We start from the raw sequence: 22,605 nt of genomic DNA on the forward strand, positions 1-22,605 counted from the left end.
TATTTGTAACGTCCTAGTTAGAAGCTGTTAATTAGATGGTGTTCTTGCAGTTTTGTTTGACTATAATCGTAAAGCATTAAAAACATGACTTTTTTATGCAGATGGATAGCGACGCTCAATGGTAAATGAATTGGTAAATCCATCGTTATTAATTTTTACTGTAGAAGAACATGGAAATTTGATTTGAAATACAGTTCTTAAGAATAGGTTATTTAAAATAGTACAATGATGTTTATTTTGCACCTTTTTTTGAGAAATAAGCCCTTTTTTAGTACAGTAAGAAGATGTGATTTTAGTTAAAAATTCGGCCTTTAGCATTTTTCAAGCATTTGTATTTTTTTTGCATTAAATAATAGATATTAACAATTAATCATGTTAAAGTGTATTAATTTGTTTTTTTTTAAGGAAAAAATATTAATTTAATAAATTCGCTTAATTCGAATAAATTACTTTCTTAACATTGTCTTAACTCTTTTAGTTAAAATTGTTATAATTTTGCTCAAAATAATAAATAACAAAAAATGAAGACAATGAAAAATTGGTTATTCTCTGGAGTACTGTTTTTAATGGTTACTAGTGCATTTTCTCAAGGGAAAGTTACGGGAACGATTACTGATGGACAAGGCTCATTACCTGGTGCAAATGTTGCTATCAAAGGAAGTAAAGTCGGCGTTTCTGCAGATTTTGATGGTAAATTCTCAATTAATACAACGGTTGATGCTGGAGAATTGGTTATTTCTTTTATCGGTTTCGAACCTAAAACAGTCAAATTTTCAGTGGCAACTGGTGTTACTAAAGATTTAGGAACTATCGTTTTAACTTCAAATTCTAATGAATTGGAAGAAATTGTAGTAACAACTAGCATTATGGATTTCGCTAAAGATAGAAAAACACCTGTTGCTGTTTCTACGATTAAAGCGTCTGAAATTCAGGAAAAATTAGGTTCTCAGGAATTTCCTGAAATATTAGCGAACACTCCTTCAGTGTATGTAACAAAACAAGGTGGTGGTTTTGGGGATGCAAGAATTAATATTCGTGGTTTTGATCAAAGAAATGTTGCTGTAATGATTAACGGTGTGCCTGTTAATGATATGGAGACAGGATCGGTATATTGGAGTAATTGGGCAGGTCTTTCTGATGTAACTTCTGCAATGCAAGTACAAAGAGGTTTAGGGTCTTCTAAACTAGCTATTTCATCAGTTGGGGGTACAATAAATGTAATTACTAGAACTTCTGAAATGAAAGAAGGTGGTAATGTTTCTACAACAACTGGTAATGATGATTATTTGAAGGTTCAAGGATCGTATTCTACGGGATTAATGAAAAACGGTTTTTCTGCTTCGGTATTGTTAAGTTCGACTACTGGAAGTGGTTATGTAGACGGAACAAAATTTGAGGGGAAAAATTATTTTATTGCATTTGGTTACAAGCCAAATGAGAAACATGATTTCCAGTTTACTTTTACAGGTGCGCCGCAATGGCATCACCAAAGAAGCTTCGCTAACCCATTGTCGGAATATCTTAAATATGGTTCAAATGGAGAGCCAAATACTAAGTATAATTCTGGGTGGGGATATAAAAATGGTGAAGAGTACTCATTCGCAAGAAACTTTTACCATAAACCGGTAGCTTCAATTAATTGGGATTTTAAAATTAGTGATAAAACAACTTTGACATCAGTAGTTTATGGTTCTTGGGGACGTGGTGGAGGAACTGGAAATATCGGTAAAAGCCCATATTCTTCAGCTTACAAAACGGCCGATGGATTACTTCCTATTGATGAATTTGTTAAATACAATACAGGTCAGCCAAATACTATAGGTGCTCCATTAAGTCCAAATACTGATGGTGATTATATTGCAAACAGTAGAAATGGTTTCATCAGAAGGTCTTCTATTAATTCTCATAACTGGTATGGTGCGGTTATTAATTTAAATAACAAGCTAACGGAAGAATTGACACTTGATTTTGGTGCCGATGTTAGAACTTATACTGGGTTTCACTTTAGAAATCTTAATGATTTGTTAGGTGCTGATGGGTATCTTGATACTTCGGATAAAAATAATCCAAGTAGAACTTTATCTCAAACGTATTCTCCAAGTGCTAGTTTAAACCCTTTTACAAATGTAAAAAATCAAGAAAAAATTGCATATAATAATACTGGATATGTAAACTGGATTGGTGCTTTTACACAATTGGAGTATTCTAAAGATAACGTTTCTGCTTTTTTACAGGGAGCAGTTTCTCAACAAGGGTATAAAAGAGAAGACCCTTTTACTTATTTAGCGTCAGACCCATTGTATAAAACTGGATTCGAAAACAGATTAGGTGGAAACATCAAAGGTGGTGTAAACTATAACTTTGATGAGCAAAGTAATGTCTTTGTTAATTCAGGGTTTTATTCAAAACAACCCTTCTTTAACGCAGTATACCCAAACAACGCATCAATTGTTGCTGAGAACTTAGTTAATGAAAAAGTATTAGGTCTTGAAGCGGGTTACGGTTTCCGTTCATCTAAATTCACTGCTAACTTAAATGTGTATTATACTTCTTGGAAGGATCAAAATTTAAGAAGATCTGATCGTTCTGCTGATAACGTGGGGGGATATTTTGATTTCGTAGGTATTACTGAAATTCACTCTGGAGTAGAGCTTGAAATGACTGCTAAGCCATTACCAAAATTAAGCTTAAATGCGATGGTCTCTATTGGAGATTGGAAATATAAAGGAAATGCAGTAAGCAATAAATATGATCAAGATAATAATGCTGTTGCAGGTGGTTCTGATCAAGTATTATATTTAGACAAAGTAAATGTTGGTGATGCTGCTCAAACTACTGCGAGTTTAGGGGCTAAATATGAAATTTTTAAAAGATTTAATGTAGATGCTAATTACAGAGTAGCGAATAGATTATTTGCTGCAATTTCGCCAGATGCTTTTGGATCAGCTGATAATAATGGAGCTTTAGAATTGCCTTCTTACGGATTAATGGACGCAGGTATTTCGTATAAACTTTTATTAGGAGGTTCTCAAAAAAGTGCATTAAGCTTCAGGTTCAATATGAACAACGTTTTAGACGAGACTTATATATCTGATTCAACGACGAATAAATTCATTACTGATAATATTGATTCTAGAGACGCATCAAAAGGTACTTATGCATCTAATAACATGGTTTATGATGGTATAGCAACTGGGAATCAAGTTTATTTTGGTTTTGGAAGAACTTGGAATTTTAGCGTTCGTTATAACTTCTAGTATTTCGTAAAGTTGGAATTGAATTAAGGATTAGTCTAATTTTTTTCTACTGAGTTTGAAACTCAGTATAGGTTAATACAATTTATTTACACGACTAATTCATTAGAAAAATGTAAAAAAGCAGATGATCAGTCATCTGCTTTTTTTGTTTCATTAAGTATGATCAATATAAGGGATAAATCCTTTGTAGGAAAGTATAGCGTTAAGAGCCTTGATTTAAATTTAAATCAAGGCTCTTATTGTTTTATAAGCATTCTTAATTTGTGCTATTTTTCACTTGATCTATAAAAACTCTTTTTTTTAACATAATACTTGAAAAATATTCAAAACATATTTAAAAACAGCCCAAAAAGCACCTAAAGTGGAAAACTATGTTAAATCGAACTGTTTCTTGTGTTTTTATTAACAAATAATTAACATTGATTTGCTAAAAATGTTAGATTTTTGCCAAAAATTAATAAACTAAACTAAAGACAGAAATGAAAAGAATTATTTTTATTTTGATTACGTTTTTATCCGTTGTAGGTCATGCGCAGGTTACTAGTTCTGCAATGTCTGGAAAGGTTAAATCGACGACAGGTGAGTTGTTACCTGGAGCGACGGTAGAAGTTGTTCACAAACCTACTGGAACAAAATATTTTTCAACGACAGATTTTGACGGAAGTTATGCTGTTCAAGGACTTAGACCAGGTGGGCCTTACACTGTGAAAGTGACTTATATTGGTTACCAAACAACTGAAATTACAGAAATTAACGCTCCTTTGGGAAGTAATTTAACCGTTAATGTTGTAGTAAAAGAAGAAACTAATACACTAAAAGAAGTAGTTGTTGTCTCGACTAAATCTAACGGAGCTTTTAATAAGGGAAAAACTGGGGCTTCGCAACAATTTTCTAATAGAGAATTGACTGCTATTCCTATTACAGGCGCCAGATCGATCAATTCAATCACCAAGTATAATGCTAATGCTGGTGGTGGTGGGTCTTTTGGAGGACAAGATTCAAGATTAAATAACTTTACTATCGATGGTTCTGTATTTAATAATGGTTTCGGACTTGGATCTGATGCTCAAGCGGGAGGAAGAACAGGTTCTACTGCTATTTCATTAGATGCAATCGAGCAGTTGCAAATAAGTATTGCGCCTTTCGATGTTCGTCAATCAGGTTTTACTGGTACTGGAATCAATGGTGTTACTAGAAGTGGAACGAACGAAATTGAAGGTTCTGTTTATGCTTCTACCAGAAGTAATAAAAAAGAATTCATTGGAACTAAAGCAGGTCAAACTGTAATTGCACCAGCTACTTTTGAAGAAAAAATATTAGGTGCTAGAATTGGTTTGCCAATCATTAAAAATAAATTGTTTTTCTTTGGAAACTTTGAAACAGTTGATAATACAAGTCCGGCTACAACATGGACATCCACAGGTTCTCCTGCTCCAAGTGGTCAGGTATCTGCTCCTACATTTCAACAAATGCAGGATCTTTCTACTTTTTTGCAAGATAAGTTGGGATATACTACTGGTCCATGGGAAAATTATGACGCAAAAAAACTTTCTAAAAAGTATCTTGCTAAAATTGATTGGAACATTAATGATAATAATAAATTTTCTATTCGTTACGTTCATCATGATTCCTCTTCTGACGAATTAACGTCTAATTCAAATTCATTAGGATTTGGAAACAGAAGAACGAATGTAAATTCAATGTCTTTCAAAAATAGTGGTTATACTATTCTTGACAATACAAGATCTATCGTTGTTCAATTAGACAGTAAATTATCTGAATCTTGGAGTAACAACTTCATTGGAGGTTATGATAAACAAATTGAGGATAGAGGTAGACAAGGTGGTGGATTATTCCCAACTATTGACATTAAAAATGGGCAGCCAAATGCTACGGGTCCTGGATTTACAACAGGTAACTTAACCTTCATTTCAGCTGGTTTGGATCCTTTTACGCAAGGAAATAAATTGACTTATTCTACACTACACTTTACTGATAATGTGACAAAAACGATAGGGAAACACTCTTTATTATTTGGAGCTAACTATGAGCATTTTGAATCAAGTAATTTATTTTTCTCGGGTTCTAATGGTGTTTTCATATTTAACTCTTTAGGTGAGTTTTATAATGCGGCCAATGAGTCTATTGCATTAAGTGGAGCTCCTTCAGTGAATAATTTACCAGTAAGAACTCAATTTAGATATTCTGCTTTACCAGGAGCCGTTGAGCCTTTACAGGTTTTAAAATCAGATAAAATTGATCTTTATTTTCAAGATGAATTCAAAGTTAACGATCAGTTAAAAGTTACTTTTGGTTTAAGAGGTTCAAGAGTATCATTTGTAGATACGGCACTTGAAAACGCTGTAGTGAATGGTTTGACTTTTGCTAATGGCCAAAAATTCAATACTGGTGATATGCCAAATTCTCAATATCTTTTTGAACCTAGAGCAGGTTTCAATTTAGATGTTACTGGTGATGCTAAAACTATTGTTAGAGGAGGTTCTGGTATATTCTCAGGAAGACCGCCGCTTGTATTTTTATCGAATGCAATAGGTAATAACGGAGTTCTTACAGGATTTATTGATGCAAGTGATTCTAATGTTGGTCCAGGTGGATATGGTTTTACAGCTGATCCTAATAAATATTTCACACCTTCTACACCAACCTTACCTTCTTCTATAGATTTAGCATTTACAGAAAAAAATTATAAATTCCCACAAACGTGGAAAACAACTATTGCCTTAGACCAAAAACTACCTTTCGGTTTTACAGGTACAATAGAGGGAATTTACAGTAAGAATATCAATGAAACTGCTTATTCTAATGCCAATTTTGAAAATCCAGTAGGAACAATTAATGGTCCAGATAACAGACCGTTATTTGCTGGAAATGATAATGGTGTAAGAATAAACAACAATGTTATTAATGCGATTGTTCTTAGTAATACAGATAAAGGATATTTTTATTCTACGACATTCAAGCTAGAGTATCCTTACAAAAAAGGGCTATGGGGTTCATTTGCTTACACACATTCACAAGCTAATGACTTATTGTCTCCAGGATCAACTGCTTCAGGTAGCTGGAACGGAGTGCGTTCAATCAATGGAAATAACGATCAAAAATTAGGTTTGTCTAATAATAATACGCCACACAGAATGGTGGGTATTCTTGGTTACAAAATCGAATATGGAGATAAAACTGGAGCATCAACGTCTATCAACCTTGGGTACATTGGTGAGCAATCGAGTTCTTTCTCTTACACTTATGGAGGAGATTTAAACGGTGACCGTATTAATGGAAATGATTTATTATTTGTTCCTAATAAAGCGACTGATCTTCGATTTGTTCCAATATCTCAAAATTTTGGGGGTTCATCAATTGTATTGTATACCGAAGCGCAACAACAAGAAGCTTTTGATAAATTCATTGACCAAGACCCATACCTTTCTACAAAAAGAGGGCAATATGTTGATAGAAACGTGAATCTTTTACCAATGTTACATAGAGTTGATTTATCGGTAACACAAGATTTCTTTCTTAAAATTGGTGGAAAAAAGAATAGTTTTCAATTTAGAGCTGATATCTTAAACTTTACAAACTTACTTAACCGTAGTTGGGGAGTTTCGCAAAGAGCGACAGCAGCAAGTATTTTAAATGTCTCTCAAGCACCAAGTAGTTCAAATAATTTTATTCCAGGTTACACGTTAGCATTTCAAACGGACAATCAAGGAGTAAGGACTTTGGCGAAGGACACTTTCCAAAAAAACGCCTCGACATTTGATGTTTGGCAAGCGCAGTTTACACTTAGATATACTTTCGGAAATTAATTAGTATTACATATTTTAAAAATAAAAAGTTCAAAAAATAAATTTAAACGTCATGAAAATAAAAAATCAAATTCTGTCTTTCATAGCAATCGTAGCTGTTGCTGTTACGACTTTTTCTTGTACTAGTGATTCACCAAAAGAGGTGACTCCTTTGAAATCTATTCTAGATATAGCAAAAGCTGATCCTGCTAACTTTAGTATATTAGTTGATGCATTAAAGAAGACCGGCTTAGATGCTACTTTAGGTAATGCAGGATCTTATACTGTTTTTGCTCCAACAAACGCTGCTTTCACTGCAGCAGGTTTTACAAGCGCAAGTATTAATGCGTTAGTTGCTCCAGCTGATAACGTTGCTATCGCAAATTTAAAATTGGTATTGCAAAACCACGTAATTGGTTTAGGAACTAAAGCTAATGATTTAGTTGCAGGAGGTTATTTTAAAACTTTTGGGTTCTTAAAGACATCTTCTACTTCTACGTCAGGTGCTAACTTAAGTGTATTTGTTAGGATGGTAGGCAATGATGTAATTTTAAACGGAGGAATAGCTAACGGTGGTGCTAAAGTTACTACTGCTGATGCTGCAATTGCTAATAACGGAATCATCCATATTATTGATGCAGTTTTGAAATTACCAACAATCGTCGATCAAATAAAATCTAACCCTAACTTGTCTTCTTTATTAGCGGTTGTTACTTCTGCGCCGCAGGCTTCAGTTTTAACTACGTTGAATGGAGCTACAGGTTCAGCTGCAGTTACAGTATATGCTCCAGATAATGGTGCTTTTACTACTGCAACTGCTACGGGTGGTTATTTAGTAGGTAAAACGGATGCTGAAGTAACAAGTATCTTAAGATATCATTTAGAGAGCGGGAACAAAACTTCAAGTTCAGCAACTTCATTTACATCATCTAGTGCTACTGCTGACGTTTCAGTTACAACTTTAAATACACCTAATAAATTTACTATTTTATTAGGTACTGTAAAAATTAAGGATGTAGTAGGGACTAATAATGGTACGATTAAGACTGTTAATATTCAAGGAACTAATGGAGTAATTCAAATAGTAGATAAAGTATTGCAACCATTTTTGTAAGACTATAATCTAAATTTATATAAACTGCCTAAAATTTATTTTAGGCAGTTTATTTTATAATAGTAATTATACAGCCACTTTAGCTTTTAGCAATAAGTGGTTTTTTTATGCCTTTTTTGTTTATATTTGTTTTTAAAAAAATAACATTTACTCTATGTACGAATTTTTAAAAGAATTTCATTCTGGTTGGGCTTATGTAGCTCTTGTATTATTAGTGGTTGCAGTAGTTAATGCTTTTATTGGAATGTTTTCCAAAAAAGAATTTACGGCTAAGGATCGAAAAATAGCTATTTTTGGTTTGATAGGAACACATACTCAGTTATTAATTGGATTGATTTTGTATTTTGTCTCCCCACTTGGTTTTGCTTCATTGGGGCAAATGTCTGATAAAGCATTGCGATTGACTTCCTTAGAACATCCTCTAATTAACATTATTGCTATCACGTTAATCACGATTGGATGGACAAAACATAAAAAATTGACAACGTCTGAATCAAAATTTAAGACTTTTTCTATTTTTTACGGATTGGGATTGTTGCTTATTTTGAGTAGAATTCCATGGGCAATGTGGTTATAAAAAAACAAAAAAAGTCCTATTTATAGGGCTTTTTTTATCAAGGTATGGTTTTTGTTTAAACAGAGTCGAACTAAAAAGTTAATAATGAGAAAATCAATCACAGCTCTTTTTTTATTTACCATTGTTGCATTGGTGAGTAGTCAAAGTTTAATTATCAATAATCAAAAAACTCCAATTCAAAAAACTTCAGTAGCCAAAGACACTATCAAAAAGGCCAAGGTCTTAGTTCTGCAGCAAGAAATTAAAAAAGATTCGGTAGAAGATAAGATGGGTCAGTTAGTAATGTACAAGAAAGATGCCCATGCCTCGTATTATGCTGATAAGTTTCACGGTAGGAGAACAGCCAGCGGTGCACTATTTGACATGCACAAATATACAGCAGCTCATAAAAAATTCCCATTTGGAACTAAGCTAAAAATAACGAATCAAGCCAATGGACAATCTGTTATTGTAGAGGTTACTGACAGAGGGCCTTTTGTAAAATCGAGAGATATTGACCTTTCTAAAATAGCTTTTATGGAAATAGCAAAAAACAAAGGCGCTGGAGTTATGATTGTAACGATTGAAGCTTTTAAAAAATAATTATTACCAGTTCATAAAAGGATTAATACTTAAATTAGAGTTGTAATACCGGTTGTCATTCGTTACTTCTTTGCCTAGCCAGCTTGGTTTTTCAAAAGTTTCACCTTCAGAGTGAAGCTCTATTTCGGCAATAATTAATCCTTTGTTTTCGCCATAAAATTCGTCTATTTCATAGATGTGATTTCCTATTTTTACCTCAAAGCGAGTTTTATCAATGACTCCTTTCTCACAGAGTAACAATAATTTGTTTGCTTCGTCTACGGGGATTTCTTTTTCCCACTCAAAACGGGACATGCCTGTCTCGTTTGAAGCTCCTTTTATCGTTATAAATGCTTTGTCTCCTTTTGTTCGAACACGAACGGTTCGTTCAGGAACGGAGCTTAAATAACCCTGTTTAATGCGTTTTTGAGAAAAGGCTTCTTTTTTATAAGTGTCTGATGTAACTAAAAATTTTCGTTCTATTTCTATCATATAAAAGTGTATTTGTTTTAAGTGCAAAGATGTCATTACCGTCTGGGCTATCCGGAATTCAAATGTATCAAAATTATATACTGGAATAGAATGTTTTCATAGAAAAGCTATTTAAATTTGTATCATGTCCGAAAGTATCCCAAATAGAAAAATCATACACATTGACATGGACGCTTTCTACGCTTCTGTGGAGCAGATGGATAATCCTTCATTACGAGGAAAACCAGTTGCTGTGGGTGGTTCTGAAAATCGGGGTGTTGTAGCGGCTGCAAGTTATGAGGCGAGAAAATTTGGAGTAAGAAGTGCTATTAGTGGGGTAATGGCAAAGAAAAATTGTCCTGACATTATTTTTGTTAGTCCGCGATTTGATAGATACAAAGAAATTTCGACTAAGATTCATAAAATTTTTAGAGAGTATACTGATTTAGTGGAGCCGCTTTCACTTGATGAAGCCTATTTAGACGTTACTCAAAATAAAAAAGGAAACCCTAGTGCTAGTCTATTGGCAGAAGAAATCCGCTTACGAATATTCAAAGAAGTGGGACTAACCGCATCAGCAGGAATATCAGTCAACAAGTTTGTTGCAAAAATCGCTAGTGATTACAACAAACCCAATGGACAAAAGACAGTAAATCCAGAGGAGGTGATCACTTTTTTAGAAGAATTACCCATTCGTAAATTTTATGGAGTAGGGAAAGTTACTACCGAAAAGATGTATCAGTTGGGAATCTTTACCGGAGTTGAATTAAAAAGCAAGTCATTAGAATTCCTGGAGAAACATTTTGGAAAAGCGGGAGGCTTCTATTATAATGTCGTGCGGGGAATTCATAACAGCGAGGTCAAATCAGATCGAATCACTAAATCTGTTGCTGCAGAACATACTTTTGACATAAATCTTTCATCGGAGATCTTTATGATTGAGCAACTGGAAAACATTGCAAATACATTAGAGAGAAGGCTCAAAAAACATAATATTTCTGGGAAGACAGTTACTTTAAAAATCAAGTACAGTGATTTTACTCAGCAAACCAGAAGTAAAACATTGCCTTATTTTATTGCTGACAAAGGATTGATTTTAGAAACGGTAAAGGAGCTTTTATATCAGGAACGCATGAAAAATTCGGTTCGGTTATTAGGAATATCCTTGAATAATTTAAATACGGAAGTTAAGAAAGCTGTTGTGGTACAGCTAAAATTTAGTTTTTAAGACCTGCTTAGGCATCTTCAACAATAGTTAAATCCCTTAGAAAAACATTTTATTTTTTTATTTTTATTTATATTTGATTAAAAATACAGGTCATGTTAGATTTTAAACACTACGATAGTGCATTTGCGAGGCGTTATGATACTCTTGATCGGACGTTAGTTCCTATTTTGACATGGAATTTTCACCGTGAATACTTAGATGAAGTAAAAAACATCTATGTTGACTGTATTAAATTAAATCTAATTGCAAGTAATAGTAAATGGGGAGTAGATGATTGGGATTTCAAAAATAAGCTAAAAGAGGAGGTGATTATTGTTACTGACGCTAAATTAGAGATTGTTTTTGCTTCACATAACCTTACTAAAATGAATGGTTATAGAGAAGAAGAAGTTATGGGTAGGACCCCAAAAATGTTTCATGGGTCTGCAACGAATTCACTAACTTCTAATGAAATTAGAAAAGCAATCCAATTGCAAGAGCCTTTCGAAAAAACAGTTTTGAATTATAAAAAGAATGGTGATACTTATCTTTGTCTAATTAAGGGATTTCCAGTATTTAATAGAAAAGGGGAATTATCTCATTTTATTGCCTTTGAAAAAGCAGCATAAAAAAAGCCCTTTTTATTTAAAAAAGGGCTTTTTTACGTTTTATAGAATCTAGAATTAATCTTTACTTGAGAGCTTAGAAAGCAATCTTAAAAACTCAATGTACAACCATACAAGAGTAATCATCAAGCCCATCGCGCCAAACCACTCCATGTATTTAGGCATTTTTTCTTGAACTCCTTTTTCAATTCTGTCAAAGTCCAAAAACAAGTTTAAAGCAGCGATAATAATTACAAACACACTGATACCAATACTCATCATCGAATTACCATAGTGAACCGGAGTAAAACTGGTAAACATAGAAACAATCCATGAGATAATGTAGTAAGTAGCAATGGCAAGTGTAGCAGCAACAACAACTGATTTAAATTGTTCTGTTACTTTTACAATTTTGAATCTGTAAAGGCCTAAGCATACTGCAAAAGTTACAAATGTGGCTCCGACTGCCTGTATCACAATTCCAGGATATTTAGCTTCGAAAATAGCAGAAATTCCTCCAATAAACAGACCCTCAAATAACGCGTATCCAGGAGCTAAATAGGGTGAATATTGCGGTTTGAAAGCGGCAATTACAACTAGGACTAATCCGGCTATAGCGCCACCAATAGCAGGTACTATTGGGTTTGTGCCATTAAAAGCCATCCACCAAATCACGATGGCAGAGGCAATAAGTAATAGAAACAAAAGTAATGTCTTATTCATTGTGCCAGATAACGTCATCTCTTGATCGTAATCAATAACAGTAGCTCTGTGCACTTGTTCTTTTCCTGATGCTGATGTAGCCGAAAAAGATTTATTAGTTAAAAAAGGGTTTTTTGATTTGAAATTCATGTTAAATAAAATTTGTTTTTTCAAAGGTAAATTAAAAAAAATGTAAGCACAAAAAAACCGTCTCGTTTAATTTATAACAAGACGGTTTTTGATTGAAGAGTATTTAAATTACTCTATTTCTGAAACTCTCATGGTGTTTACCATCCCTTTTTCTTTAATAGGCATTGCGGCTAAGTTGATCAGGAAATCTCCTTTAGTTACGTATCCTTTTTCTCTTGCAATTTCATTAACATCAGTTACGGTATCATCAGTACTTACAATTTTGTCATAGTAATATGATTTTACCCCCCATAACAAACTTAATTGTGTAACGATTCGTTTGTTTGATGTGAATACTAAAATATGTGCTGATGGTCTCCAAGCAGATATTTGAAATGCTGTATAACCACTATTTGTCAAAGTACAAATTGCTTTCGCTTTAATAGCATCGGCCATAATTGCTGCATGACGACAAATTGTTTTAGTGATAAAACGTTTTGTTTTAATTTGTGGTGTATTTTGTGGCACATGAATTAACGGAGAGTTTTCAACAGCTTTAATAATCTGTGTCATTTTCTCGATTACTTGTACTGGGTAATTTCCTGTAGCAGTTTCTCCAGAAAGCATTACCGCATCTGCACCGTCCATTACAGAGTTAGCAACATCATTTACTTCAGCTCTTGTAGGAGTCAAACTAGTAATCATAGTCTCCATCATTTGAGTAGCTACAATAACTGGGATTCGTGCCATTTTGGCTTTACGAATCAATTCTTTTTGAACTAATGGTACTTCATGTGCAGGAAGTTCCACTCCAAGATCACCACGCGCTACCATTAAGGCATCACAATAAGCAACAATCTTGTCTATGTTTTCTAATGCTTCCGGCATTTCTATTTTGGCAACAATCGGAATTTTATAATCAGAATGTTCAGCGATCAGATTTTGTAAATCTTTTAAATCTTGAGGTGTTTTTACAAAAGAAAGTGCAATCCAGTCTACTTTTTGTTCAATAGCAAAAATAGCATCAGCAATATCTTTTTCTGTCATTGCAGGAAGAGATATTTTTGTATTAGGAAGATTAACTCCTTTTTTAGACTTCAATTCACCACCTTGTATTACTCTAGCAACTACCTCTGTATTTTTGTCTGTTTCTACAATTTCGAAAATTAGTTTTCCGTCATCCAATAAAATTCTTTCTCCCGGATTGACATCATTTGGAAAGTTTTTATATTTCATGAACACTTTTTGAGCTGTTCCAAGAATATCTTCTGCAGTCGTAAACGTAATTAAGTCACCGTCATGTACTACAACGCCTTCATTCATTACTCCTACACGAAGTTTTGGACCTTGTAAGTCGCCAAGTATTGCTGTAGTATATCCATACTCTTCATTAAGATCTCTAATGATTTTCATTTTTTCTTTGACATCAGCATAATCGGCATGAGAAAAATTAACTCTAAACACATTTACGCCTGCGTCAATCATATCTTTTATAATCTCTCTTGTGCTACATGCAGGTCCTAGTGTGGCTACAATTTTGGTTTTTTTGCTTGGAATCATTTGTATTAAAAAATTAAATTGTTTTTTGATTTTATTTGGTTAGTATCAACAGTATAAATTGCTGATATACTATCAATGGTATTTAATATTGTTTTTATTTTAGGTAGGTTCATCGTATCTTCCGTATTTTCAATTTTTAGAAAATAATCTGCCTTTTTAAATTCTGGAAGCAAGTACACTTTTGTAGAAATTTCCAGGGTTGTATTTGAAAATAAATTTTGGATAGCGTCTTTTTTTTGTTGCGTAACCTCATTTTTATTTTGAATCAAATTCCAGGAAATTGCATTTTCGGAATCATAATAATAAAATCTGGAAAATTTTGTCTCTCCTTCTTTTATATTGATTTGAACTTCATCCTTACTTTTACCTAAGTTTATGGGAAGCTTTTGGTTGATGAAATAGGCTAATCGATAATCCTCTAATGAAGTATGTATCGCAATAAGATGGTAATCTATTTCGTCAAATTCGCCAAGATCCAGTTTATGAATTGCCATTTGATGATAAAATAAGTTGTAAATATAGTGTATCCAAAGAAGTTATGATGCACTAATTCAGGATGTTTTGGTTAATTTACTAACGAAAACGTTATAGCTTTATGTAAATAGATTTTATTTTTTATCCATTTTTTCCTGTAATGCAAAATAGGTACGCTGAGATGCTTTTTCTTCTGCTTTCTTTTTTGAAGTAGCTCTTGCCTTTGCAATTACTTTACCGTCTATACTTAATTTTACCCCGAAGAAGCGTGTTCCGTCTATTCCGTTGTCTTCATAGATATCATAATGAAATATTTTTTTCTCTTTTTGACACCATTCGATAACAAGACTTTTGTAGCTAATTACTTTTCCTTCTAATCTGGAAATGTCCACATAAGGAATGATCACTCTTTTCTGAATGAATTTTTCACAGTAGCTATAGCCTCTGTCTAGGTAAATTGCACCTACTAACGATTCAAAGATGTTTCCGTGGATGTTTTCTCCAAAATGATGTACTGGAACTTTACTTTCGATAAACCGAATTAGATTTAAATCTTTTCCTAATTCATTTAAGTGTTCTCTACTAACAATTTTAGAACGCATTTTAGTAAGGTAGCCTTCGTCTCCAAGTGGTGCTTTATTAAATAAATGCGCTGCAATTACGGAGCTTAACATGGCATCTCCTAGAAATTCTAAGCGCTCGTAATTGACAGGAACCCCGTCTGAATTAAGTTTATTTGAAGAACGATGTGTGAACGCCTTTTTATAGTTGTCTAGATTTTTTGGAGGAAAACCTAAAATGACTTGTATAGAACCAAAAAAAATCCCGTCTTCTAGAGAACGGGATTTTGTAAATATTTTTTTTAGTATACTCATTTAAATTAGAAGTCTAATTTTTTAACTAACACACAAGCGTTGTGTCCACCAAAACCAAACGTATTGCTCATCACAACATTCATTTCTCTTTTTTGTGCAACATTAAAAGTGAAGTTCAGTTTAGGGTCAATATTTTCATCATCCGTAAAATGATTTATTGTTGGAGGTACTATTCCGTGTTTCATAGAAAGAATTGAGGATATAGTTTCAACAGCCCCAGCAGCGCCTAAAAGATGACCTGTCATGGATTTTGTTGAATTTAAATTCATTGTGTAAGCATGTTCGCCAAAAACATGTGTGATTGCTTTAGATTCCGCTAAATCTCCCAGCGGAGTTGAAGTACCGTGCATGTTAACACCATCAACATCTGTTGGTTTTAACCCTGCGTCTCTTAGGCAGTTTATCATTACGTTTTTAGCTCCTAAACCATCAGGGTGCGGTGCTGTAATATGATACGCATCAGCAGACATACCACCACCACCAATCTCGCAGTAGATAGTTGCGCCACGAGCGATTGCGTGTTCATACTCTTCAAGAATTAATGCTCCTGCACCTTCCCCTAAAACAAAGCCATCTCTGTCCTTGTCCATTGGTCTGGAAGCTGTTTTTGGATCATCATTTCGTGTAGATAGTGCGTGCATGGCATTAAATCCACCCATACCTGCTATTGTTACCGCAGCTTCAGAACCTCCAGTTACCATTACGTCTGCATGTCCTAATCTAATATAATTGAATGCGTCAATAATTGCATTTGTAGAAGAAGCACAAGCGGATACGGTAGCGAAATTAGGGCCTCTAAAGCCGTATTTTATTGAAATATGACCACAAGCAATATCTGAAATCATTTTTGGAATAAAGAAAGGATTGAATTTTGGCGTACCGTCACCAGCAGCAAAGTTCAACATTTCTATTTGGAAAGTTTCCAATCCACCGATGCCTGATCCCCAAATCACTCCTGCTCTGTCTTTATCCAGTTTCTCAAAATCGAAACCGGCATCAGTTACTGCTTCTTCTGAAGCAACCATAGCATATTGTGCATAGCGGTCCATTTTTCTGGCTTCCTTTCTATCTAAAAAATCTTCAGCATTAAAGTTTTTTAGTTCGCATGCAAAATGTGTTCTAAATTTAGTAGGATCAAAATAAGTTATTGGGGCGGCTCCACTAACACCGTTAATAAGAGCATTCCAATATTCTTTAACATTATTTCCAATAGGAGTAAGAGCACCTAAACCTGTCACAACAACTCGCCTTAATACCATAACTTTTATATTTTGTTATCTTTAAACAAATAAAACCCATGCTTTCTTCACTGTATTAATATTACAAAAGAGCCATGGGTATTACAATAAATATTTTTTTGATTGAATATTTAAAATCAATCTTGAATTTAAATTTAAAAAAAATAATAACACCCGCATGCATGTAAGTAAGCGGGTGTTTAAATTATTATTTTTTAGCTTCTTCGATATAAGAAATAGCTTGACCTACAGTAGCAATGTTTTCTGCTTGATCATCTGGAATTTGAATGTCAAATTCTTTTTCGAATTCCATAATAAGCTCAACAGTGTCTAATGAATCAGCCCCTAAATCATTAGTGAAGCTTGCTTCTGTTACAACTTCGTTTTCGTCAACACCTAATTTGTCTACGATAATCGCTTTTACTCTTGATGCAATGTCTGACATAATCTTTAATTTTAGAATTTAATTTGTTGGCAAAAATAAAAAACTTTATTTTAAAACAACGAATAAGTTGATAAATGTATCAACTAAATTATAAAATAAATTTTAACAAAGACTTCCTAATGTTATTTATTTTCAATTTTTATCCCGTTTTTTGCGTAATTAAAATGAGGTTGATCATGAAAAAAATAGTTGTTTTTGCTTCTGGATCGGGTACTAATGCTGAAAATATTATAAAGTATTTTGCTTCTAGTGAAACCGGAACGGTGGTTGCAGTTTTTACAAACAATGCAAGTGCCAAGGTAATTGAACGAGCAAAAAATAATCAAATACCAACAGAGGTTTTTTCGAAAGAAGAACTGTTTGAAAGTAAAGTACTACGGGTATTAAATGCAATTGAACCAGATTTGATTGTTCTTGCTGGGTTTTTGTTGAAATTTCCTCAAAATATTATCGCTGCCTATCCCAATAAAATTATAAATATACACCCCGCATTACTGCCCAAATATGGGGGCAAAGGAATGTATGGAATGAATGTGCATAAAGCAATTGTAGAGAATAGGGAAAAAGAAACCGGTATTACCATTCATTATGTGAATGAACATTATGATGAAGGAGGGATTATTTTTCAAAAAAAGGTACTCTTAACTGGAAATGAAGCGCCAGAAGACGTGGCTGAAAAAATTCATGAATTAGAGCAGGAATTTTTCCCTCAGGTCATCGCTGGCTTATTGGGATAACTATTTGAAGATTCATTTCTAATATTGCACAAATCTATTTTAACTATAATGAATTACGATGTACATATATATACAGATGGTGCTGCCAAAGGAAATCCTGGAAAAGGTGGCTATGGCGTTGTTATGGAAAGTGTGAAAGACGGTAAAACCTATAGAAAGGAATTTTTTGAAGGGTTTAGGCTAACGACTAATAATAGAATGGAGCTGTTAGCGGTGATAGTAGGTCTTGAAAAATTAAAAAATCCAAATACAAAAGTGCTTGTTGTTTCTGACTCGAAGTATGTTGTGGATTCAGTACTGAAGAAATGGGTTTTTGGTTGGGAGAAAAAAAGATTTTTAGATCGAAAAAATTCTGATTTATGGAAACGGCTGTTGATTATTTATCGAAAACACCAAGTTGATTTTAAGTGGATAAAAGGGCATAATAATCATCCGCAGAATGAACGTTGTGATGCCCTTGCTGTTATGGCTACCCAAAGCACTCCCTTGTCAATAGATGCTTTTTATGAGAAGGAAGAGGGAAAAGTTTTATGAAAATTTTGCGAGTTTGAAACTTTGCAATATTGTAACTTATGAACTATCTTTGCGCCTTAATTCGAAACTCAAAAAATGAACAAATTATTGATTGTTGGAACCGTTGCTTTCGACGCAATTGAAACTCCCTTTGGCAAAACAGATAAAATTTTAGGTGGAGCAGGTACTTATATAGGACTTTCGGCTTCTTTTTTTAATTTGCAATCGGCTATAGTTTCTGTAGTTGGAGATGATTTTCCACAAGAATATTTGGATTTACTATTGGAGAGGAATATTGATATTTCTGGTCTTGAAGTAGTTAAAGGCGGAAAAACCTTCTTTTGGAGTGGTCGTTACCATAACGATTTAAACTCAAGAGATACTTTAGATACACAATTGAATGTTTTAGCTGATTTCCAGCCTAAAGTTCCAGAGAACTATAAAAATGCTGATGTTGTAATGCTAGGAAACTTGCATCCATTAGTACAAAGCAGTGTTTTAGACCAAATGGAAACCAAGCCAAAATTAGTAGTTTTAGATACTATGAATTTTTGGATGGATTGTGCATTACCGGAATTGCTTGAGGTGATGAAACGTGTTGACGTAATTACGATTAATGATGAGGAGGCAAGACAACTTTCGGGAGAATACTCTCTTGTTAAGGCTGCAGCCAAAATTCAGTCTATGGGGCCTAAATATGTTGTAATTAAAAAAGGAGAACATGGTGCGTTATTGTTTCATGATCTTCAGGTTTTCTTTGCGCCAGCTTTACCATTAGAAGAAGTTTTTGATCCAACAGGAGCGGGAGATACTTTTGCAGGTGGATTTGCCGGATTTATTACACAGAGTGAAAACGTGTCATTCGAAAACATGAAAAACGCCATTATTTATGGCTCAAATTTAGCTTCTTTTTGTGTAGAGAAATTTGGAACAGAAAGAATGATTGACTTGGAAAAGAATGAAGTAGTGTCAAGATTGAAACAATTCAAATCTTTAACACAATTTGATATAGAATTATAATGCCATAAAGCCTCGGAAACGGGGCTTTTTTGATTAATAGTCCCAGATGCTATTTGTAAGAATTTATTTTAGGAAACAACAACACAACAAACTACAATACGATGAGCGATGCTTTACAACATGAATGTGGGATAGCCTTAGTTAGACTACTTAAACCGCTTGAATTTTATAAAGAGAAATACGGGACTGCTTTCTACGGAATACAGAAAATGTATCTCCTAATGGAAAAGCAACACAACCGTGGACAAGATGGTGCTGGTTTTGCCAGTGTTAAACTTGATGTGGAACCAGGAGAAAGATATATTAGCCGAGTGCGATCCAATCATGCTCAACCCATTCAAGATGTTTTTGCTCAAATAAACGATAGAGTAAACGAAGAAATGGCTGCGCATCCTGAATATGCTGATAATGTGGCGCTTCAAAAAGCAAATATTCCATACATAGGCGAATTGTTTTTAGGACACGTTCGTTATGGAACATTTGGGAAAAATAGTATCGAGAGTGTTCATCCTTTCTTGCGTCAGAACAATTGGATGCATAGAAACCTGATATTAGCCGGGAATTTCAATATGACTAATGTAAAGGAGCTTTTTCAAAGTCTGGTTGAATTAGGTCAACATCCAAAAGAGATGGCAGATACGGTTACTGTAATGGAGAAAATAGGTCATTTTTTGGATGATGAAGTTACTGATTTGTATCAAGAGTGCAAAAACAATGGCTTGTCAAAAAGAGAGGCGTCTCCAGTTATTGCAGAAAAATTAGATGTTGCTAAAATATTGACTAGGGCCTCTAAAAATTTAGATGGAGGATATGCTATGGCGGGACTTTTGGGTCATGGTGATGCTTTTGTTTTTAGAGATCCGGCAGGAATTCGTCCAGCGTATTTTTATCAGGATGATGAAGTAGTTGTTGTCGCTTCAGAAAGACCAGTTATTCAAACTGTTTTTAATGTCCCTTTTGAAGCAGTACATGAAATAGATCCTGGAAAAGCATTAATAATCAAAAAAAATGGGACTGTTTCTATGGAAGAAATTCTTCCTCCAACAGTGAAGAAAGCCTGTTCTTTTGAAAGAATCTATTTCTCAAGAGGAAGCGATGCCGAAATATATCAAGAAAGAAAAACTTTAGGAAGGTTGATATTACCTGCAGTTCTTGAAGCAATTGATCAAGATACTGATAATACTGTCTTTTCCTATATACCAAATACGGCGGAAACGTCATTTTATGGTTTAGTAGAAGCCGCTCAGGATTTTTTAAATCAAAGAAAGAAAAATTACATTCTTGAAAATAGAGATAAATTAACTAAGGATTCTTTAGAAGAGCTACTTTCAGTAAAGATTCGTACTGAGAAAGTAGCGATTAAAGACGCTAAATTACGAACGTTTATTACTGAAGACAGTAGTAGAGATGATCTAGTTGCCCATGTTTATGATGTGACCTATGGCGTTATTAAACCAACAGATAATTTAGTAATTATTGATGATAGTATCGTAAGAGGAACAACGTTAAAAATGAGTATCATCAAAATGATGGATCGTTTGAATCCAAAAAGTATTGTTGTCGTTTCCTCTGCACCACAAATAAGATATCCGGATTGTTACGGTATCGATATGGCTAAACTAGAAGGTTTAGTAGCTTTTAAAGCAGCTTTAGAATTACTTAAAGAGAGAAACTTACATCATATTGTAGATGAAGTCTATTTAAAATGTAAAGCGCAGGAAAATTTTAAAGACCATGACGTAGTAAATTACGTTACGGCTATTTATGAACCATTCCAGCCGCAAGAAGTTTCAGATAAAATTGCAGAAATGTTAAGTTCTGCGGAGATCAAGGCTGAAGTGAAAATTATATTTCAAACAGTTGAAGATTTACATATTGCTTGTCCAAAAAACCTTGGAGATTGGTACTTTACAGGCGATTACCCTACTCCAGGTGGTAACCGAGTAGTGAATAAAGCTTTTATGAATTTCTATGAAGGAAAAGATGCTAGAGCGTATTAATTTCATTAAGTGTAGTTAAACGTTTTTATAAGTTATTCATCTAAAATTTTTGCCAGAATATTTCATTTGGGTTAGATTTGGCTCACCATAAAATTAGTAGGTTAAGTTTATGGTAGATTTGGGGCAAAAAAGGTGGAAGTAATTCCACCTTTTTTATTGGAGTAGAATTGAGATAAAAAAGCAGTTAATTTCAGAAATGGAAAGTAACTGCTTTTTTATTTAGAATAACAGGATTTATATGTTTTGGCTTAGACATTTCAAAATGTTAACTATTTAGGATGTTGTTCTTTTTAAAATTGAGGTTAAAACTTATTAATCAGTAGTTTATCGTTTTAATATGTTGTTCGTCTTAAAAAGTTGCAGACAGCATTTTTTTGACTTAAATTTATATCACCATAAAATTAGTAGGTTAAGTTTATGGTAGATTTGGGGCAAAAAGGGTGGAAGAGATTCCACCTTTTTTATTGGAATAAAGTCAAGAGATAGTAAGTTAGAGAGCAGCGGTAAAAAAGCCATAAAAAAAGTCGTATCAACTATATAGTTCATACGACTTTTTTATTTCTAAAGTTAATTAAAGCCAGTTACGCGATTCGTAGATCCTGACTTCTAACCTTTTTATTATTTTTCAGATGCAAATCTTCGAGATACTTCTGTCCAGTTAATTACATTAAAGAAAGCTTCAATATAATCAGGTCTTCTGTTTTGGTAATGCAAATAATAAGCATGTTCCCACACGTCCATTCCTAAGATTGGAGTTCCACCACATCCTACTCCAGGCATTAGTGGATTGTCTTGATTAGGTGTTCCACAAACATCTAGTTTACCACCTTTATGAACACATAGCCAAGCCCAACCTGAACCAAACTGAGTCGCTCCCGCTTTGCTGAATTTTGCTTTAAATTCTTCAAAAGAACCAAAAGCCGCTTCAATCGCAGTAAGTAAATCTCCATTTGGAAGTCCGCCTCCATTTGGAGTCATTACATTCCAATAAAGATCGTGGTTGTAAAATCCTCCACCATTGTTACGAACGGCAGCATTTTTCATATCGAGGTTAATCAAGATGTTTTCGATAGTCTTACCTTCCATATCTGTACCTGCGATTGCTGCATTAAGATTGGTAGTATAAGCGTTATGATGCTTCGAATGATGAATTTCCATTGTACGTGCATCGATATAAGGTTCTAATGCGTCATACGCATAAGGTAATTGAGGTAATTCAAAAGCCATGATATATTTGTTTAATGATTTATAAAAATTTTATTCAAATTTAAACATTTAACTTTGTAATTGGAAATTCTATTTACCTATTATAAC

The 22,605-nt window shown here is 33.8% G+C and carries 19 protein-coding genes; 11 read left to right on the top strand and 8 right to left on the bottom strand.

The genetic code is table 11. From position 1 onward, the window contains the following. Positions 1 to 530 precede the first annotated feature (530 nt). From AC4PRO_RS03715 to AC4PRO_RS03735, 5 genes are all read left to right on the top strand, one after another. Positions 531 to 3,257 (top strand): TonB-dependent receptor, encoded by a 2,727-nt coding sequence (locus AC4PRO_RS03715; protein ID WP_492116364.1) that lies wholly within the window; start codon positions 531 to 533, stop codon positions 3,255 to 3,257. Between the two features lie 479 nt (positions 3,258 to 3,736). Continuing rightward, positions 3,737 to 7,084, top strand: a complete 3,348-nt coding sequence (locus tag AC4PRO_RS03720; RefSeq protein ID WP_492116365.1) for a TonB-dependent receptor — start codon at positions 3,737 to 3,739, stop codon at positions 7,082 to 7,084. A gap of 52 nt (positions 7,085 to 7,136) precedes the next feature. Then, positions 7,137 to 8,177, top strand: a complete 1,041-nt coding sequence (locus tag AC4PRO_RS03725) for a fasciclin domain-containing protein (protein ID WP_492116366.1) — start codon at positions 7,137 to 7,139, stop codon at positions 8,175 to 8,177. A gap of 154 nt (positions 8,178 to 8,331) precedes the next feature. Next, positions 8,332 to 8,754 (top strand): hypothetical protein, encoded by a 423-nt coding sequence (locus AC4PRO_RS03730; protein ID WP_492116367.1) that lies wholly within the window; start codon positions 8,332 to 8,334, stop codon positions 8,752 to 8,754. Between the two features lie 84 nt (positions 8,755 to 8,838). Further along, positions 8,839 to 9,336, top strand: coding sequence for a septal ring lytic transglycosylase RlpA family protein (locus tag AC4PRO_RS03735; protein WP_074720633.1), 498 nt, complete (start codon positions 8,839 to 8,841; stop codon positions 9,334 to 9,336). Positions 9,337 to 9,339: 3 nt separating this feature from the next. Here the strand turns inward: AC4PRO_RS03735 and AC4PRO_RS03740 are convergent, their stop codons facing one another. Then, a complete protein-coding gene (locus AC4PRO_RS03740; RefSeq protein WP_492116368.1) occupies positions 9,340 to 9,807 on the bottom strand; it encodes a CYTH domain-containing protein in 468 nt (155 codons plus the stop codon). 124 nt (positions 9,808 to 9,931) lie between these two features. Between AC4PRO_RS03740 and dinB the strand changes: the two genes are divergently transcribed. Then, complete coding sequence (dinB, locus tag AC4PRO_RS03745) at positions 9,932 to 11,014, top strand: DNA polymerase IV (protein ID WP_492116369.1); 1,083 nt, start codon at positions 9,932 to 9,934, stop codon at positions 11,012 to 11,014. 92 nt (positions 11,015 to 11,106) lie between these two features. After that, entirely contained in the window at positions 11,107 to 11,622 is a 516-nt protein-coding gene (locus tag AC4PRO_RS03750) for a PAS domain-containing protein (RefSeq protein ID WP_492116370.1), read from the top strand. 54 nt (positions 11,623 to 11,676) lie between these two features. Here AC4PRO_RS03750 and AC4PRO_RS03755 read toward each other — a convergent pair whose 3' ends face one another. The 6 genes from AC4PRO_RS03755 to AC4PRO_RS03780 all read right to left on the bottom strand — a co-directional run bounded on the left by AC4PRO_RS03755 (position 11,677) and on the right by AC4PRO_RS03780 (position 17,021). Then, positions 11,677 to 12,450: a Bax inhibitor-1/YccA family protein gene (locus AC4PRO_RS03755; RefSeq protein ID WP_074720641.1), complete on the bottom strand. Its 774-nt coding sequence runs from the start codon at positions 12,448 to 12,450 to the stop codon at positions 11,677 to 11,679. A gap of 108 nt (positions 12,451 to 12,558) precedes the next feature. After that, positions 12,559 to 13,989 (bottom strand): pyruvate kinase, encoded by a 1,431-nt coding sequence (gene pyk, locus AC4PRO_RS03760; protein WP_074720643.1) that lies wholly within the window; start codon positions 13,987 to 13,989, stop codon positions 12,559 to 12,561. Positions 13,990 to 13,994: 5 nt separating this feature from the next. After that, positions 13,995 to 14,483 carry an IPExxxVDY family protein gene (locus tag AC4PRO_RS03765; protein ID WP_074720645.1) on the bottom strand — a complete coding sequence of 163 codons (489 nt, stop codon included), beginning with the start codon at positions 14,481 to 14,483 and terminating at the stop codon, positions 13,995 to 13,997. A gap of 114 nt (positions 14,484 to 14,597) precedes the next feature. Continuing rightward, positions 14,598 to 15,338 carry a ribonuclease III family protein gene (locus AC4PRO_RS03770; protein WP_074720647.1) on the bottom strand — a complete coding sequence of 247 codons (741 nt, stop codon included), beginning with the start codon at positions 15,336 to 15,338 and terminating at the stop codon, positions 14,598 to 14,600. A gap of 5 nt (positions 15,339 to 15,343) precedes the next feature. Continuing rightward, positions 15,344 to 16,597: a beta-ketoacyl-ACP synthase II gene (gene fabF, locus AC4PRO_RS03775; RefSeq protein ID WP_492116371.1), complete on the bottom strand. Its 1,254-nt coding sequence runs from the start codon at positions 16,595 to 16,597 to the stop codon at positions 15,344 to 15,346. A 187-nt stretch (positions 16,598 to 16,784) separates the two neighbouring features. Then, positions 16,785 to 17,021 carry an acyl carrier protein gene (locus tag AC4PRO_RS03780; protein WP_007137004.1) on the bottom strand — a complete coding sequence of 79 codons (237 nt, stop codon included), beginning with the start codon at positions 17,019 to 17,021 and terminating at the stop codon, positions 16,785 to 16,787. 176 nt (positions 17,022 to 17,197) lie between these two features. Here AC4PRO_RS03780 and purN point away from each other — a divergent pair, with 176 nt between their 5' ends. The 4 genes from purN to AC4PRO_RS03800 all read left to right on the top strand — a co-directional run bounded on the left by purN (position 17,198) and on the right by AC4PRO_RS03800 (position 21,291). Beyond that, entirely contained in the window at positions 17,198 to 17,758 is a 561-nt protein-coding gene (gene purN / locus AC4PRO_RS03785) for a phosphoribosylglycinamide formyltransferase (RefSeq protein WP_492116372.1), read from the top strand. Between the two features lie 48 nt (positions 17,759 to 17,806). Then, on the top strand, positions 17,807 to 18,292 hold the full coding sequence (gene rnhA / locus AC4PRO_RS03790) for a ribonuclease HI (RefSeq protein WP_074720653.1): 486 nt from the start codon (positions 17,807 to 17,809) through the stop codon (positions 18,290 to 18,292). Positions 18,293 to 18,367: 75 nt separating this feature from the next. After that, on the top strand, positions 18,368 to 19,291 hold the full coding sequence (locus AC4PRO_RS03795) for a PfkB family carbohydrate kinase (RefSeq protein WP_074720655.1): 924 nt from the start codon (positions 18,368 to 18,370) through the stop codon (positions 19,289 to 19,291). Positions 19,292 to 19,392: 101 nt separating this feature from the next. Further along, the gene (locus AC4PRO_RS03800; protein ID WP_074720657.1) at positions 19,393 to 21,291 is read left to right on the top strand and encodes an amidophosphoribosyltransferase; all 1,899 of its coding nucleotides are present in this window, start codon (positions 19,393 to 19,395) and stop codon (positions 21,289 to 21,291) included. Between the two features lie 618 nt (positions 21,292 to 21,909). Here the strand turns inward: AC4PRO_RS03800 and AC4PRO_RS03805 are convergent. After that, positions 21,910 to 22,518 carry a superoxide dismutase gene (locus AC4PRO_RS03805; protein WP_492116373.1) on the bottom strand — a complete coding sequence of 203 codons (609 nt, stop codon included), beginning with the start codon at positions 22,516 to 22,518 and terminating at the stop codon, positions 21,910 to 21,912. Between the last annotated feature and the right edge of the window lie 87 nt (positions 22,519 to 22,605).

The sequence above is a fragment of the Flavobacterium sp. DW-iso2 genome, from assembly GCF_058725285.1.